The organism is Type-C symbiont of Plautia stali (genome assembly GCF_059730935.1).
This window is the reverse complement of the sequence record NZ_AP035924.1, coordinates 525192-540013: the sequence shown is the minus strand read 5'-3', so window position 1 is coordinate 540013 and position 14822 is coordinate 525192. Positions and strand designations below refer to the sequence as shown.

General features: G+C 60.9%; 15 protein-coding genes. 8 read left to right on the top strand and 7 right to left on the bottom strand.

Annotated elements, in window-relative coordinates:
* Positions 1-36: 36 nt before the first annotated feature.
* Both AC6I7J_RS21635 and AC6I7J_RS21630 read right to left on the bottom strand, forming a co-directional pair.
* On the bottom strand, positions 37-1416 hold the full coding sequence (locus AC6I7J_RS21635) for a heavy metal sensor histidine kinase (RefSeq protein ID WP_498007323.1): 1380 nt from the start codon (positions 1414-1416) through the stop codon (positions 37-39).
* The gene (locus AC6I7J_RS21630) at positions 1413-2087 is read right to left on the bottom strand and encodes a heavy metal response regulator transcription factor (protein WP_059009258.1); all 675 of its coding nucleotides are present in this window, start codon (positions 2085-2087) and stop codon (positions 1413-1415) included. Before AC6I7J_RS21630 ends, AC6I7J_RS21635 begins: the two co-directional genes overlap by 4 nt.
* 267 nt (positions 2088-2354) lie before the next feature.
* Here AC6I7J_RS21630 and AC6I7J_RS21625 point away from each other — a divergent pair, with 267 nt between their 5' ends.
* Together AC6I7J_RS21625 and AC6I7J_RS21620 are read left to right on the top strand one after the other, a co-directional pair.
* Positions 2355-3125 carry a transporter substrate-binding domain-containing protein gene (locus AC6I7J_RS21625; RefSeq protein WP_021508935.1) on the top strand — a complete coding sequence of 257 codons (771 nt, stop codon included), beginning with the start codon at positions 2355-2357 and terminating at the stop codon, positions 3123-3125.
* 38 nt (positions 3126-3163) lie between these two features.
* Positions 3164-4246: a DUF2817 domain-containing protein gene (locus tag AC6I7J_RS21620; protein ID WP_498007322.1), complete on the top strand. Its 1083-nt coding sequence runs from the start codon at positions 3164-3166 to the stop codon at positions 4244-4246.
* On the opposite strand, the gene AC6I7J_RS21615 is transcribed toward AC6I7J_RS21620, so the two are convergent.
* Positions 4231-5001: a HalD/BesD family halogenase gene (locus tag AC6I7J_RS21615; protein WP_088517383.1), complete on the bottom strand. Its 771-nt coding sequence runs from the start codon at positions 4999-5001 to the stop codon at positions 4231-4233. The genes AC6I7J_RS21620 and AC6I7J_RS21615 overlap by 16 nt on opposite strands.
* 97 nt (positions 5002-5098) lie before the next feature.
* Between AC6I7J_RS21615 and AC6I7J_RS21610 the strand changes: the two genes are divergently transcribed.
* The 4 genes from AC6I7J_RS21610 to AC6I7J_RS21595 all read left to right on the top strand — a co-directional run bounded on the left by AC6I7J_RS21610 (position 5099) and on the right by AC6I7J_RS21595 (position 8714).
* The gene (locus AC6I7J_RS21610; protein ID WP_481658255.1) at positions 5099-5998 is read left to right on the top strand and encodes a LysR substrate-binding domain-containing protein; all 900 of its coding nucleotides are present in this window, start codon (positions 5099-5101) and stop codon (positions 5996-5998) included.
* A 92-nt stretch (positions 5999-6090) separates the two neighbouring features.
* A complete protein-coding gene (locus tag AC6I7J_RS21605; RefSeq protein WP_459747722.1) occupies positions 6091-7386 on the top strand; it encodes an SLC13 family permease in 1296 nt (431 codons plus the stop codon).
* 27 nt (positions 7387-7413) lie between these two features.
* Entirely contained in the window at positions 7414-8271 is an 858-nt protein-coding gene (locus AC6I7J_RS21600; protein ID WP_058781077.1) for an AraC family transcriptional regulator, read from the top strand.
* Between the two features lie 35 nt (positions 8272-8306).
* Positions 8307-8714, top strand: coding sequence for a DUF2000 family protein (locus AC6I7J_RS21595; protein WP_058770312.1), 408 nt, complete (start codon positions 8307-8309; stop codon positions 8712-8714).
* Here AC6I7J_RS21595 and AC6I7J_RS21590 read toward each other — a convergent pair.
* Positions 8689-10050, bottom strand: coding sequence for an amidase (locus tag AC6I7J_RS21590; RefSeq protein ID WP_498007321.1), 1362 nt, complete (start codon positions 10048-10050; stop codon positions 8689-8691). The genes AC6I7J_RS21595 and AC6I7J_RS21590 overlap by 26 nt on opposite strands.
* Positions 10051-10053: 3 nt before the next feature.
* The gene (locus AC6I7J_RS21585) at positions 10054-10875 is read right to left on the bottom strand and encodes an MBL fold metallo-hydrolase (RefSeq protein ID WP_127834988.1); all 822 of its coding nucleotides are present in this window, start codon (positions 10873-10875) and stop codon (positions 10054-10056) included.
* A gap of 104 nt (positions 10876-10979) precedes the next feature.
* Here AC6I7J_RS21585 and AC6I7J_RS21580 point away from each other — a divergent pair, with 104 nt between their 5' ends.
* Positions 10980-11885, top strand: a complete 906-nt coding sequence (locus AC6I7J_RS21580; protein WP_275029481.1) for a LysR family transcriptional regulator — start codon at positions 10980-10982, stop codon at positions 11883-11885.
* A gap of 5 nt (positions 11886-11890) precedes the next feature.
* Here AC6I7J_RS21580 and AC6I7J_RS21575 read toward each other — a convergent pair whose 3' ends face one another.
* Positions 11891-12583, bottom strand: coding sequence for an SDR family NAD(P)-dependent oxidoreductase (locus AC6I7J_RS21575; RefSeq protein WP_498007320.1), 693 nt, complete (start codon positions 12581-12583; stop codon positions 11891-11893).
* Between the two features lie 131 nt (positions 12584-12714).
* On the opposite strand from AC6I7J_RS21575, the gene AC6I7J_RS21570 reads away from it, so the two are divergent.
* The gene (locus AC6I7J_RS21570; protein WP_498007319.1) at positions 12715-13617 is read left to right on the top strand and encodes a LysR family transcriptional regulator; all 903 of its coding nucleotides are present in this window, start codon (positions 12715-12717) and stop codon (positions 13615-13617) included.
* Position 13618: 1 nt separating this feature from the next.
* On the opposite strand, the gene AC6I7J_RS21565 is transcribed toward AC6I7J_RS21570, so the two are convergent.
* Positions 13619-14653: a LacI family DNA-binding transcriptional regulator gene (locus AC6I7J_RS21565; protein WP_498007318.1), complete on the bottom strand. Its 1035-nt coding sequence runs from the start codon at positions 14651-14653 to the stop codon at positions 13619-13621.
* Positions 14654-14822 lie beyond the last annotated feature (169 nt).

Below are 14822 nucleotides of genomic sequence, written 5' to 3'. Positions count from 1 at the left end.
GGGGCTAACCAGGTGCGTGTCTGCGCACCAGCGCGCTTAACGTGGGAACCGCAGGCAGAAACGGGTAATGCCGTGTTCGCTGCTCACCGTGCAACTGCCCTGATGCAGTTGCATGATCCCGCGCACGATCGACAGACCCAGTCCGCTGCCGCCCTGCTGGCGTGACGCATCGGCGCGCCAGAAGCGGTCAAACAGGCGTGCCTGCTGCGCCTGACTTAGCGTCGGCCCCTGATTTTTCACCATCAAAAGCACGGCGTCTGGCTGCGGAATGCTGGAGACGTGAATGGTGCCGTCGCGCGTGCCGTAATGCAGCGCGTTAGCGATCAGATTCGCCAGCGCGCGCTGTAACAACTGCGGATCGGCGTGCAACTCGCCGTGAAGCGAGATGACAAGCTGCATGCCATGCTCTTCAGCCATACCCTCAAAATAGTCACTCAACCGCTCACCCAGCGGTGTCAGATCGATGCGTTGCCTGTCCAGCGCCTGGCTGGCGTCTGCGGCTTTGGCGAGAAACAGCATGTTATCAATCATCTTCGCCAGCCGCTCCAGCTCCGCATAATTGGAACCCAGCAGCGTTTGATACTCGCTGACGCTGCGCGGCTGGTTCAGCGCCACTTCCGTTTGGCCAAGCAGCGTGCCAATCGGCGTGCGCAGATCGTGTGCCATGTCCGCTGAGACCTGGCTAAGTTGCTGATAACCTTGCTCCAGCCGGCTCAGCATCTGGTTGAGCGCCGCCAGCAGCGGTTGCAGCTCGCCTGGCGCACTGGTCAGTTCAATGCGATGCGACAGCCGCCGAACGTCGATCACCCCGGCTTCCGCTGCCAGCCGGCGCAGCGGCGTCAGGCCGCGGCGCACCAGCAGCACACTGATCGCGGCGACCAGCAGCGCCGCCAGCGCGGTGCACAGGATAATCTGGTGGCGATAGCCGGTGAGGGTCTGCGTGCGGTCGCTCATCAGGCGACCGGTGATGATTTCGATCTGGCCGCTGCCATCGCGCGTTGGCGTTAACGCGGCGGCGGCAATAAACGGTGTGCCGTCCGCCGCCTGCTGGTGATGGACCGATTGCAGGGTTAACGGCTGATCGGCGGCGACCGGCGTAATGGCTGGCACCGGACGCCCGCCGGGGTTGATCACGATCAGCGGCGGCTGGCCGGGAAAGCGCAGCACCAGCAACGATTCGGTATTGCCCAGCATGTTGGCGAACAGCCGCGGCTTCTGCTGAATCAGCGTCAGCGCATCTTCATCGCGCAGCAGCGTGCGCATTTGATCGATGCGCGTCAGCAGGGCTGCGTCATCGCGCACGCCGATCTGCTTCGCCAGTGCGTGATACAGCGCCATGCCGCTGAGTGTAAAAATGACCACCACCGTAGCACTGAGCAGTAGCGAAAGGCGGACGGCGAGCGAGCGGGGTTTCATGTTTCAGCTTCGCAGCGATAACCGACACCGTGCACGGTATGAATTAATGGTCGGGTAAAAGGGCCGTCAATTTTCTGCCGCAGCCGTTTTACCGCCACATCCACTACGTTGGTGTCGCTGTCAAAATTCATATCCCAGACGCGCGACGCAATCACCGTGCGCGTCAGTACCTCGCCGGGATGCAGCAGAAACAGATGCAGCAGATTGAACTCTTTGTTGGTCAGGTCGATGCGTTGTCCGGCGCGCTCGACCCGGCGACGGGCAATATCCAGCTGCAGATCGGCCAGCGTCAGGATGTCGGGCAGCTTCTGCTGGCTACCGCGCCGCAATTGGGTGCGCACGCGCGCCAGCAGTTCGGCGAAGGAGAAGGGTTTGACCAGATAGTCATCGGCACCCAGTTCCAGCCCTTTGATGCGATCTTCCACCGTGCCTTTGGCGGTGAGGAAAATCACCGGCGTGTGCAATTGCTTATCCAGCTGCGCCATCACCTCCCAGCCATTGATGCCGGGCATCATCACATCCAGCAGAATCAGATCGTAATGGTGCTCCTGCGCATAAAACAGGCCATCCTGACCGTTTTCCGCCACGTCGACGATAAAACCGGCCTCGGTCAATCCTTTGCGCATGTAATCACGCGCCCCGGCTTCATCTTCTATCACCAATATTTTCATGCGATCTCCCGGCAGTGGCGGCCGCTTGCTGATGGCGGGCAGTATAACGCGGGTTAGCATAGAAAACCGAGGCTGACAGCGGCATGAGCCCCTGATGACAAAATCATGACAGAGCGTTAAGTAAAACTTAATGGCGCGACAAATTTCTCTAACTCATTAACATATATAAGAATTTGCTCTGCATTTTTGCGCGCTTTTGATGGTGGCGTCAGCGGCATCGTGTTATTACAAGGTTAAAACCTGTGAGATAGCCTGCCGGAGAGCATCATGAAAAAGCGTTGGTCTTTTGCCTTACTGTTGTCACTCAGCGCCCTCAGCCAACTGGCTGCGGCGCAGCAGACGCTGCGTTTTGGCGTCGATCCCACTTTTCCACCGTTCGAATCCAAAGCCAGCGATGGCTCGCTGCAGGGTTTTGATATTGATCTGGGCAATGCCATCTGTGCGCAGGCCAAAGTGAAATGTCAGTGGGTGCAGATTGGCTTTGATGGCAGCATTCCGGCGCTGCAGGCGAAGAAATTTGACGCCATTCTGTCGGCGATGTCGATGACGGAGAAGCGCCGCGAGCAGGTGGCGTTCAGCGATATGCTGTATATCACGCCCAGCGCGCTGCTGACGCCTGCCAACAGCACGCTGACGGCGGATATCAGCACGCTGCGCGGGAAGAATATCGGCGTCGCGCAGGGCACCATTCAGGAAACCTACGCCAAAACGAAATGGGCACCGCAGGGCGTCAACGTGGTCTCGTATCCGAATCAGATGGAGATCTACCCGGATCTGGTAGCGGGTCGACTCGATGCCAGCCTGGCGAATGCGGTTTCGGCCGAGCAGGGCTTTCTCAACACGCCGGAAGGCAAGGGTTATGTCAATAAAGCCACGCTGGTGGATAAAGCATTATTGGGCAACGGCGTGGGTATCGGGCTGCGTAAAGGCGATACGGCCAATCTTACTTTAATTAACAATGCGCTGGCCGCGCTGCACAGCAACGGCACCTACGACCGGCTGGCGCAGAAGTACTTTAAGGTTAAGGTTTATCCCTAATCGCAGGGCAATTTGCCTTCATTACGCACAGGAAAATCATGTCTTTACTCCCTGATTATACCCGGCAGCGGGCGCGATTCCTGGCCACTGTCACGCGCCAGCACGGCGCGCTGACTGCCTATCGCCATCCGCTGACCGCGCCCGACGGGGCCGCGCTGTACACCGACGTCGCGGTGATCGGCGATCCGGCGGCTCCCAAACGCATGCTGATTCTCTCCGGCACACACGGTGTGGAGGGCTATTACGGTTCAGACAGCCAGATCGCCTGGCTTGATAGCTTCGATGTCGCCGCGTTACCGCCCGACTACGCCCTTGTGCTGGTCCATCTGCTGAATCCATGGGGCGCTGCGCATCTGCGGCGCGTCAATGAAGACAATATCGATCTCAACCGGAATTTCATCGATTTCAGCCAGCCCGCACCCGCTAATCCGCACTATGCGCTATGGCACGATCTGTACCACGGCGACCGCGCACATGCCGATCGGCTGCTGGCGGAGACACTGCAGCAGTCAGGCTGGCCGGCGCTGAAACGGGTAGTGGAAGCGGGCCAATATCAGGCAGCAGACGGCCTGTTTTATGGCGGGCAGCAGCCGGCCTGGTCGCACCGAACGCTGCACGCCATCGTCGAACAGCATCTGCGTCAGGCGCAGGTCATCCTGAGTTTCGACCTGCACACCGGTGCCGGCGCGTGGGGCCATCCGATGCTGCTGGCGATTGCTGAACAGCGCTATCCGGCGCATGACTGGGGCAAAACGTTATACGATGAGTGGCTGACGCTGCTGTTTACCGGCGCCGGGCGCGACAGCGACACCGGCGTGACCGCCACGGCAACGGGCTATGTCTCGCAGTTTCTGCTGACGTCGCTGCCTGACACGCAGCTACTGCCATTGGTGGTGGAGTGCGGCACTTATCCGGGTGAGGAGATGCACCGCCGGGTGCGCGACGATCACTGGCTGCATCTGCAGGGCGATCCGGCAAGCCACGCCGGACGCGCGCTGAAGCAGCAGCTTGTGGAGGGGTTCTGGCCCGCCGATGAAGACTGGCGCGCCTTAACTGCGTTTCGTACCCGGCAGATTTTCCTGCGCGGCTGGCGCGCGCTGGTGGCTTATAACCGGCCGTAAAAGGTCATGCGCGCGGTTTCGGACAGCGCGATACCGGGCTGGGTGTTGTAGGCCAGCACCGCCAGCATACGCGTGACATCGCCTTCGGTGGGCGTCACGCGGTGCAGCGAATTACGTCCGCGAAACAGCACCAGGTCACCGGCATCAATCTCCAGCGCCTCGACCGGCTGGCGCTGATCGAGCACGGCGGCGACGCCGTCGTAGTTCATCTCGCCGGCATCCGCATCGCGCAAATCTTTCACATACTCGAATACACCGCCGCCGCGCGGTTTTTGCACCAGCAGCGTGATGGCGAAAGAGGAGTTGTCAAAATGCCAGCCGAGTTCCTGGCCGTCAGGTGCGTAATGCAGATTGATGGACGACAGCGGGTCGGCATATGGATACAGCGCGTCTTCGTCCAGCACATCACACAGAAAGCGTTTAAACAGTTCGTCATTGTACAGCTGGCGCAGCGGCGATTCCGCTGCAATCACATCGTCGGTGATGCAGCCTTTGGTGCTGATCACGTCACGATTGCGCGGATGATCGGCACGGTACGCCTCGTCCGGCTTCAGCAGATAGACGTTGTGCTTGCTGACGGTGTGGTAAGCCAGATGGCGCTGGGCCAGCCCGTCAGCCACGATCGCCTGCAGCGCAGCCGGTTGCAAAAACTGACGCAGCACCAGCGCGCCGTGTTGCTCCAGCTGCTGGCGACAGTGCCGACGCCAGTCGGCGTCGGCCAGTGGGTGCAAATCAAATCGAATCAAAGCAGACATCGCGGTGGTTCTCTGAGTTGGCAGGTGTAGAGACTGTAACGGCCTGATATGTTGATGCCTAACGATAAATATTTAACGCCTTGCTAAGGAAACCTTAATGCCTGCACCCGCGTCGCGTTTGCCGAAAATCAGCGTGATTCAGTCGTTCAAAGTGGCGGCGGAACTTGGTAGCCTGGCGAAAGCCGCCGCACAGCTGGCGCTGACGCCGGCTGCCGTCAGCCAGCAAATTCGTCAGCTGGAAGCGCAGCTGGGCAGCGCACTGTTTGTGCGTACCCAGAGCGGCGTGATGCTGACGGAAACCGGCAAAGAGTATCTGCGCTACGTCAGTGAAGCGTTCGACATTCTGCATCTGGGGCAGCAAAATTTGCGCCATGCGGCCAGCATGCCAAAGCTGACGCTCTATTCATTGCCGGCGCTGGCATCGAAATGGCTGCTGCCGAATATTACCGCCTGGCGGGCTCACTGCCCGGGCTGCGATCTCAGCCTGCACGGCACTCATGCGCCGGTGGATTTCAGCGCCACACCGGCAGATTTTGTCATCTGCTTTGGTGAGGATCGCTACCCGCAACTCGACAAGCAACGGCTGTTCTGTGACGAGGTGCTGCCGGTCGCCAGTCCGGCGCTGATACAGCGTTACCCGGGCGAATCGTTGCTCAGCCAGGCGCCGTTGATCCATCTGGACTGGGGCAATGAGGGACGCTTTCTGCCCGACTGGCGCAGCTGGTTTCAGGCCAAAGGCAGTATGGAGCCGGCGGCCCAGCCAGCATTCAGTTTTAATCTCACTTCACTGGCGATCGACGCGGCGGTAGCAGGGGCCGGTGTGCTGCTGGGGCAGCGTCGCCTGATTGCCGGCGAACTGGCGCGCGGCGCGCTACAGGTGGTGGATCCGCTCAGCCTGCCGCTGAGCAAACCCTATTTCCTCGCCTGGCCACAGCGTTCCCGCAGTCAGCCCGGCAGCGAGGCGCTGATTAAGTGGCTGACGCAGCTGGCGAGTTAACAAACTGTTAACTGCCGCAGCGTTCTGCGACAGGGATTGCCCTATGCTGATGCGCTTTGTGCGCAGTTGCGAAGAAAGGGAGTTCAGGCACGATGATTGATACCTCATTCTGGCTGACCACGCTGGTGGTCAGCATCACAATTTTGCTGTGGGCGCTGGCGCGGTTGCCGGAATATCTTACCGCGCTGCTGTTTTTTGCGGCGGCGATGCTGCTGTCGATAGCGCCAGCCAGCAGCGTGTTCAGCGGTTTTGCCTCCTCAGCCTTCTGGCTGGTGCTGAGCGGTTTTGTGCTGGGCGCGGCGATCCGCAAAGTGGGCCTTGCCCAACGCTGGGCCAACTGGCTGGTGGTGCCGTTCAGCCAGAGCTGGCCGCGGATGGTGGCGGGCACGGTGCTGCTGAGTTATCTGCTGGCGCTGGTGATGCCGTCGAACATGGGACGTATCGCGCTGCTGATGCCGGTGGTGCTGGCGCTGGGCGAGCGGGCCGGTATCCGGCCGGGCAGTCGCGGCAGCATTGGGCTGGCGCTGGCGGTGGGCTTCGGCACCTTTCAACTCTCTGCCAGTATTCTGCCCGCCAACGTACCAAACCTGGTGCTGAGCGGCGCGGCGGAAAGCGCGTACCAGCTGCATTTGCAATGGCTGCCGTGGTGGCTGCTGCACATGCCGGTGGTGGGGCTGGGCAAAGGTATTCTGCTGGTTGCCTGCATTACGATGCTGTTCCGCGCTCAGCCGCAGCCGGTGGCAACGCGGGAAGCATTGCCGGCGCTCAGCGGGCGCGAATGGCGGCTGATTGCCCTACTGGCCGTCACGTTACTGCTGTGGATGACCGACAGCCTGCACGGCTTATCCGCTGCGTGGGTCGGGCTGGCCGCGGCGTGTCTGTGTTTGTTACCGCGTGTGGGCTTTCTTTCGGGCGACGATTTTGCCAGCGGCGTCAATTTCCGCACCTGCATCTATATCGCCGGCATTCTCGGCGTCGCCACGGTGGTGGTGGACTCTGGCCTGGGGCGGCTCATCGCCAATGCACTGCTTCACCTGCTGCCGCTGCATGACTCGCCGTCATTCAGTAATTTTGCCGTGCTCAATGCGCTGGTGACGCTGCTGAATTTTGTGCTCACCGCCAACGGCGTGCCGGCGATGGTTACGCCGATGGCGCAGGAGCTGGCTGCCGCTTCAGGCTTTCCGCTACTGAGCGTGGTGATGTTGCAGGTTTTTGCCTACGCCACCCCGTTGCTGCCATATCAGGCGTCGCCCATCGTGGTGGCAATGGGGCTGGGGAATGTGCCTGCCAGAGCCGGTTTGCAGCTGTGCCTGCTGGTGTTTGTGCTGAGCGCGCTGCTGCTGTTACCGCTGGATTATCTGTGGTTCCGGCTGCTAGGCTATGCCTGATACGCCGTCAGAGGTCACGAATTCGCTATGTCAGCTACTAACGATTGGGTAGATTTCCGTCGCGATGAGGAGACGGGCATCGAAAGTGTTAACGCGCACTTCTGCGGCCACGCTTACGATCCGCATGACCACGACGAATTGCTGGTCGGCGTGACGCAGCAGGGGCTGCAGCGCTTTAACTGTCACCGCGCGCTACACACCAGCACGCCGGGCCGCGCTATTCTGATTGAGCCGGGCGCGGTACACGATGGTCACGCGCCTGATGCCGCCGGTTTCACCTATGTGATGCTTTATCTGCCGCAACCCTGGGTGGCGGAGATGATGCAGCGCCGCGGGCTGGGCGATGTGGCGAATATTCAGGGGGCATTTCGCTCCACGCTCACCGATGATGCGCAGCTGGCCTCTGCGATTCAGCAGGCATGGTTTGCGGTGCATCAGCGGGAAGGGCGGCTGGCGCGCGATCAGAGCCTGGATCATCTGCTCACGCTGCTGTCCCGGCATCTGGAAAATAAACCCGGCGTGCAGCTCAGTGACGCCCAGCGGCAGATGCATCTGCTGCGTGATTATCTGCACGATTTTATGGCGCAGGATATCGGGCTGGACGATCTGTCGCGCTTGTCCGGCATCGATCGTTTCCGCCTGACGCGCCAGTTTAAGCAGACGTTTGGCCAGTCGCCGCACGCTTATCTGGTACGGCTGCGGCTGCGTAGCGCGCGTGCGCTGCTGGCACAGGGCGTTGAGCCAGTGCAGGTCGCAGCGCAGGTGGGCTTTGCCGACCAAAGCCACCTTGGCCGCTGGTTCCAGCGCGCTTATCGTCTGACACCCGCCGCCTATCAGCGCCAGTGCACAAACGTTCTATACCGCTCTCTGCCGGCTATCCGATGATGGGATTTTTAATCCTCACCGGAGAGTTCTGACAGATGTTTGATACCAAAATTGCCCTGATCGTACGTGATGATTTAGCCACCTGGCAGCGCCTGAATGTGGTGGCTTTTCTGGCGACCGGCATTGCGGCGGCCGCGCCGGAGATGATGGGTGAACCCTACGTCGACGCGCTCGGTCGTCAGTACGGCAACATGGCCGGCCAGCCGATGCTGGTGTTTGCCGCCGATTTAGCCGGCCTGCAACGGGCGCATCGCCAGGGCGTAGAGCGTGAATTAACACTGATTCCTTACGTCGAAGCGATGTTTTCCACCGGCCACGATGCCGCCAACCGTGCGGTGTTTCTGGCCGAGGATGCCGATAATCTCAACCTGGTGGGCATCGCGCTGCGCGGCCCGAAAAAGGCGGTGGATAAAGCCATCAAAGGGCTGGCGCTGCATGGTTGAACGGCGGGTGCGCCTGTTCAATCTGTTCTGCCGCCATTAACAGCACATCTTCCCGGTCGCGCAGCGCCAGAAGCTCCAGGCCGATGGGTAACCCCTTCGTACTCAGGCCGACCGGAATGCTGATTGCCGGTGCGCCGGTGACGGCTGAGATCAGCGCGTTGCTGCCAGGCTGTAACTCGCCATGCTTCACTGGTGGATGGCGGACTACCGGATAAGCGAGCAGGTCGATCTGCTGCTGCTGAAAAAACTGCGCCAGCTGCTGATACAGCCTCTGCTGGCGCAGCTGCACCTCGCGATAGCCGTTACTCTGGATGCCGGGATGCTGCGCGCGGGTTTTGAAGGTGGCCTCCAGCTGGGGATGATAGCGCCCTGAGGCGGCAATCGCCGCCAGCGTGCGCAGCGGTGCCTGCGGTTTATCCGCCAGCCAGGCGGCCAGCGCGTCGGCAAATTCATAGGCAATAATATTGGCTTCCGTCGCCAGCGTCTCCAGCTGCGGCCAGCTCAGCATGCGCGGCTGAAACGGTGCCACAGCATCCTGCACCGCCTGGTTAATCTCCGTTTCCTCTGCGGCAAATCCTTCCTGCCAGATGCCGATGCGCAACGGCCGGTCGGGACGGGAAAAACGCTGGCCCGTGAGTATTTCACTGATCAGCCGCAAATCAGCCGCGTAGCGCACCAGCGGTCCGGGGATATCCTGGGTGGGCGACAGCGGCACGATGCCAGCGCTGTTCAGTGCACCGCGCGTCATACGTAATCCAAACAGGCCATTGAACGCGGCCGGAATGCGCACCGAACCGGCGGTATCACTGCCTATCGCCAGCGGCACGAAGCCTGCGGCCACCGCCACGGCTGAACCGCTGCTTGAACCTCCCGGAGAACGGCCTTGCTGCCAGGCATTATGGGTGAAGCCACTCAGCGACGACGCGCCGGTGATGCCTGCTGCCAGTTCATGCATGGTGGTTTTGCCGATGAGGATTGCGCCAGCCTGACGCAGAGCCGTAACCAGCGGTGCATCCTCGCTGGCAATCACATCGCGCAGCAGCGCCGAACCGGCACTGGTCGGCCAGCCTTTGACTTCAATGTTGTCTTTAATCAGCAGCGGAATACCGGCCAGTGGGCCAACTGGCGCATTCTGCTGCCGTGCGGCATCGCTGGCAGCGGCCGCAGCCAGCGCGTCATCGGCAAACAGCCAGCTGATGGCGTTGTAGCGCGGCTGATCCACGTCAGCAATGCGCTGCAGCGCAAACATGGTGAGCTGGCGTGCGCTCACCCGGCGCTGGGCCAGCGCCTGTTGCATATCCCCCAGCGACGCGGTGAGGTAATCAGCGTATTGCATGGTTCAGGCCTCCACAGGAATCCATTGCCGCTCTGGCGAAACCCGGCCGCACGAACTGCCGGCAAAATGTGAGCTGCACCAGAGTGCCTGATGGCGGATGCACCAGTCTATCAGTAACTGACGTGACGTTACGGCGCGCGGTAAATCCTCACAAAAAACTGAGTTCCATTGCGGATGTGCAAACTGAACTGGATGATGCATCACATCACCGCTAAATACCGCATGGGCACCGGCGCTTTGCAGCACAATTGAAGCGTGATCGACGCTGTGGCCCGGCGTCGGCATATAGCGCAGCACACCGGCAAACAGCGGGGAGTGCTGCACATCAATGGTTTCCAGCTGGCCGCTCGCCAGCAGCGGCGCAAGGCTGTCGTGATACAGCGCCTGCATCGACGGCGTGCTACGGCACTGTGCCAGTTCACGCGCTGAACAGATGTAACGCGCATGATGAAACATCGGTTGCCAGCGGCCAGCGCGCCAGCAGGTATTCCAGCCGACGTGATCGGTGTGGATATGCGTCATCAGCACCAGCGTCACTTCATCAGGGTCGACGCCCGCTTCGGCCAGACGTTGCGGCCACGCGGTTTGCAGCTGGTGAAACAGCGGCTTGTTATCGCGGTTTCGGCCATTGCCCGTTGCGGTATCAATCACGATGGTGTCGCGAGCGGTGCGCACCACCCAGCTATGGATGGATAGCTCTGCCGGCTGCTGTGCCAGCGTGTCGCTCATCGTCTCGCGGTGTGCCGGAAACAGCGCAGCGAAGGGGAGTGAGCTGGTCTGCTCGATCACTTTATCAATGCTGCATTCACCTATGTGCAGGGTCATATTGCCTCCTTAAAGCGTGGTGCCTGTTACTACAGGTCACTATACTGAGAGCTATATCATTATTTAAATCGATTAAAATCATGAAAGGCATCAATGAAAATGATTTGAGCAGAATTGACCTTAACTTATTGATTGTGCTGCTGGTCATGTATGACGTGCGTAGCGTAACCCAGGCGGCACACCGGCTTTATCTGGGGCAGCCGGCGGTCAGCGCGGCATTAAAAAGATTGCGGGCAATGTTTGACGATGCGCTGTTCGTGCGTTCCTCGCAAGGCATGATGCCCACGCCGCGCGCAGAGCAGCTGGTGCGCCAGATCGCACCCCTGCTACAGAGCGTCCATCGCGTTATTTTCACTGCCGATCGCTTTGATGCCGCGCACGATAGCCGCAGTTTTACGCTCGGCATGAGCGACTGGCTCGAGCACTGGCTGATGCCCGATTTACTGCTGCAGCTGGCCGACTCGGCTCCGAATATTGATATCCGGGTGGTGGCTGCCGATCCGTGGCAGGCCATTCCGCTGATGGAGCAGCAGCAGGCTGACGCGGTGGTGACCGTCGGAGAGGAAACCAGCCGCGATCTCACGCGGGAGCACATTGCGCGCGCCGGCTTCCGCACGGTATGGCATCGCGGACAAATTGACCTTGCACCACCGCTGACGCTGGCGCAGTTCGTGCAGTATCAGCATGCGCTGGTCTCCTATCGCGGCGTGAGTGAAAGTGCGCTGGACGCCGCGTTAGCCCGCGAGGGGCTGACGCGCCGCGTGCGTTATGTCACGCCGCACTTCTCGGTGTTACCGCTAATGTTGCAGCGTCTGCCGCTGTTCGCGACCGTTCCGCAGGGACTGGTGCAGGCATGGCAAGAGCGCTATGCGCTGAGTACGACGGCGGTGCCGATCGGCATGCCGGATTATGCGCTTTCGCTGCTGTGGCATAACGCCCGGACCGAAGACCCGGCGCACCGCTGGCTGCGCGCCACGCTGCGTCAGCTGATCGAACGCAAGCTGGCGTGAAAGGCTTACCACGGCACTACGCGGCCGAGGTAATCGAGATAGTGCAGGCCGCCGCGTCCGGTCTGGCTTTCCATTGTGTTGAGCAGATTCGGGATGCTCTCCTCAATGCTCAGTCGCGCCCCGGCGCCGCCCATGTCGGTGCGCACCCAGCCGGGGGCCAGCAGCAGTAGCGTGCGTGCATCGTCGTGACGCGCGGCGAAGCTGCGCATGAACATATTCAGCGCCGCTTTACTGCCGCGATACACCTCGTAGTTGCCATGGGTGTTGTTGGTGAGACTGCCCTGGCCGGAGGACATCACCGCCAGCGTGCCGCGCGTGCTGACGTTGTTTCTGAAGGTTTCCAGCACGCGCAGCGGGCTCAGCGCGTTGGTGACCATTACGCGAATAAACTCTTCCGTCGACACATCGGCAAGAGTTTCGCGATCGTCATTTTTCACGCCCGCGTTGACCAGCAGCAGATCGAACTGCTGGCCGCTTAGCCGCAGATGCAGGGCGTTGACCTCTGCTGGCACGGTGATGTCCACGCTCTCCACTGTCAGCTGCTGCGGGTAGCGCTGCGCCAGCTGTTGCAGCGCGTGAAGGGAGTGCGGGCGGCCGGTCGCCACTACCTGATAGCCGCGCTGCAGCATATTCTCCGCCAGCGCGAAGCCGAGGCCGCGCGAAGCACCAATCAATAAAGCACGGGAAGCCTTGTTCATGACCTTCTCCTGGTTTTGGGATGAGCGAAAAGTCTACCCTTGCATGACAACCGGCGGAACGCGCAGCATATGCATAGATAACCTGCAGCAAACGCCTTGCCAGATGGCGCTCAATTGATAAGGATGATGCGATGAATAGCGTCGATTTGAATTTACTCCCTGCGCTGGACGCGCTGCTCAGTGAAGGCAGCGTAGTGGGCGCTGCGCGTCGCCTGGGGCTGAGCGAGTCAGCGATGAGCCGCACGCTGGGGCGACTGCGTGCTGCCACCGGCGATGCGCTGCTGGTGCGCGCCGGGCGCGTGATGGTGCTGACGCCACACGCCGAAGCGCTGCGCAGCCAGGTGCATGCCACTTTGCGGGACACGCAGGCGCTGCTGAGTCCACCCGCGCAACGCTTTGCTGCCGCTGAGCTGCAGCGCCACTTCACGCTGCGTACCAACGAAGGTTTTGTCGAAGCGTTTGGCAGCGCGCTGATCGCCGCAGTCCGCGCACAGGCGCCCGGCGTGCAGCTGCGTTTTATGCCGAAAGCAGAGAAAAATGATCGACCGCTGCGCAGCGGCGACGTCGATCTGGAGATTGGCGTACTGGGCAATATGGGACCGGAGATTCGGCTGCAGGCGCTGTTTCGCGATCGCTTCGTCGGCGTGGTGCGCGCCGGGCATCCGTTACTCGCGGACGTGACGTTGGCGCAGCTGGCCGTATATGGTCACATCGTGGCGTCAAGGCGCGGTGAGCTGGGCGGACCGGTGCATGAGGCGCTGCTCGCCGCCGGTTTTACCCGCCAGGTGGCGGCCGTGGTACCCGCTTTTTCCACTGCCGTCGCGCTCACGCTGCACAGCGACTGGCTGGCGCTGGTGCCGCATACGCTGTGCCTGCACCATCCGCTAATCAAACATAATCCGGCGTTTGCGATGTTTGAATTACCGTTTGCCACGCCAGAGGTGACGGTGTCACAGCTATGGCATCCGCGGCTGGAGCAGGATGCCGCACACCGCTGGTTGCGTGACACGGTACGGCAGGTATGCCGCGCTTAGATCAGCCGCCACGCACCGATCCGCGCCATACCACATCAGCCTGATACAGTAGCATGTCGTGCTGCTGCTCACTCTGCGGCGTAAAACCACTTTCCGCCTGCTCGGTCTGCGTCAGCCAGGCGATGGCGTCGCGGGCAAAGCGCTCCACCGGCTGGGCGAAGGTGGTGAGATTGTAAGAGGACCAGCCAGCCTGCGCGATATTGTCGTAGCCAATCAGGCACAAATCCTCCGGTACGCGCAGCTGGAAACGGTGGCGCGTTTCATCCATGAAACCGCAGGCCATCAGGTCGGTGACGCAGAACACTGCGTCCGGGCGCTGATGACGCGTCAGCAGGCGATGCGCCAGGATCTGACCGCTCTCATACGAGGTGGTGCCGAATCGCTCCACGCTGACCGTCAGTCCGGCGCGCTCCGCCACGGCGATAAACGCCGCTTCACGTTTGATCAGGCTCGGCGTACCGGCCAGCGAATTGGCGAACGCCAGCTGACGGCAGCCGGCGCGCTGAAACGCCATCACCGCCGTTTCGGCCGCCGCCTGCGCGTCGAGGTTGATGCTGAGCGAGCCCGGCAGCGCTTCGTCGCGGTTGATCAGGATGATACGCTGACCGTGCTGATAGCACTGGCGGGTGATGGTGCGATCCGGCATGCCGGAAAGGATGATGGAGGCGTCGGCGCGAAAATTAATCGCCTGTAGCAGCGCGGCGGAGACGCTGTTGTCGGAACGATCGGTATTAATCAGCATCGCCACTTTGCCCGCTTCCTGTAAAAACTGTGTCAGCCAGCGCACCAGTGTGGCGCGGTAAGGCGTGGCGATTTCAGAGACGATCAGGCAGACGATGCCGCTGCGGTTGCGCACCAGCCCGCGCGCCAGGTGGTTAACGTGATAGCCCAGCTCCTGCGCCGCTTTCATCACCCGGGCACGCGTGGCTGCAGAAACGCTGGCACCGGGCGTAAAGGCGCGTGACACCGCCGAACGCGACACGCCCGCGCGATCGGCCACATCCTGTGCGCTCACCCCGGCTTTGTCATTCTGCATCTTCAACTCCTCACAATTACGGCTGAAAAGCAGTCTGCCGTAAATTGCAAAGCTGTGCAATTTGTCTGCGATCACATTTGTTGCATTTTTGTGACACAGCCTGTCAATTGCAGATTGCGCTATTTGACAGGCTATTTTCTGTTCATTACTAATTTGCACACACGTGCAA

Coding starts and splice junctions, on each gene's coding strand:
- AC6I7J_RS21585 (WP_127834988.1), bottom strand. CDS start 10,875: ATGACCCTGCACATAGGTGAATGCAGCATTGATAAAGTGATCGAGCAG.
- AC6I7J_RS21575 (WP_498007320.1), bottom strand. CDS start 12,583: ATGAACAAGGCTTCCCGTGCTTTATTGATTGGTGCTTCGCGCGGCCTC.
- AC6I7J_RS21605 (WP_459747722.1), top strand. CDS start 6,091: ATGATTGATACCTCATTCTGGCTGACCACGCTGGTGGTCAGCATCACA.
- AC6I7J_RS21565 (WP_498007318.1), bottom strand. CDS start 14,653: ATGCAGAATGACAAAGCCGGGGTGAGCGCACAGGATGTGGCCGATCGC.
- AC6I7J_RS21610 (WP_481658255.1), top strand. CDS start 5,099: ATGCCTGCACCCGCGTCGCGTTTGCCGAAAATCAGCGTGATTCAGTCG.
- AC6I7J_RS21590 (WP_498007321.1), bottom strand. CDS start 10,050: ATGCAATACGCTGATTACCTCACCGCGTCGCTGGGGGATATGCAACAG.
- AC6I7J_RS21625 (WP_021508935.1), top strand. CDS start 2,355: ATGAAAAAGCGTTGGTCTTTTGCCTTACTGTTGTCACTCAGCGCCCTC.
- AC6I7J_RS21615 (WP_088517383.1), bottom strand. CDS start 5,001: ATGTCTGCTTTGATTCGATTTGATTTGCACCCACTGGCCGACGCCGAC.
- AC6I7J_RS21630 (WP_059009258.1), bottom strand. CDS start 2,087: ATGAAAATATTGGTGATAGAAGATGAAGCCGGGGCGCGTGATTACATG.
- AC6I7J_RS21600 (WP_058781077.1), top strand. CDS start 7,414: ATGTCAGCTACTAACGATTGGGTAGATTTCCGTCGCGATGAGGAGACG.
- AC6I7J_RS21570 (WP_498007319.1), top strand. CDS start 12,715: ATGAATAGCGTCGATTTGAATTTACTCCCTGCGCTGGACGCGCTGCTC.
- AC6I7J_RS21635 (WP_498007323.1), bottom strand. CDS start 1,416: ATGAAACCCCGCTCGCTCGCCGTCCGCCTTTCGCTACTGCTCAGTGCT.
- AC6I7J_RS21620 (WP_498007322.1), top strand. CDS start 3,164: ATGTCTTTACTCCCTGATTATACCCGGCAGCGGGCGCGATTCCTGGCC.
- AC6I7J_RS21595 (WP_058770312.1), top strand. CDS start 8,307: ATGTTTGATACCAAAATTGCCCTGATCGTACGTGATGATTTAGCCACC.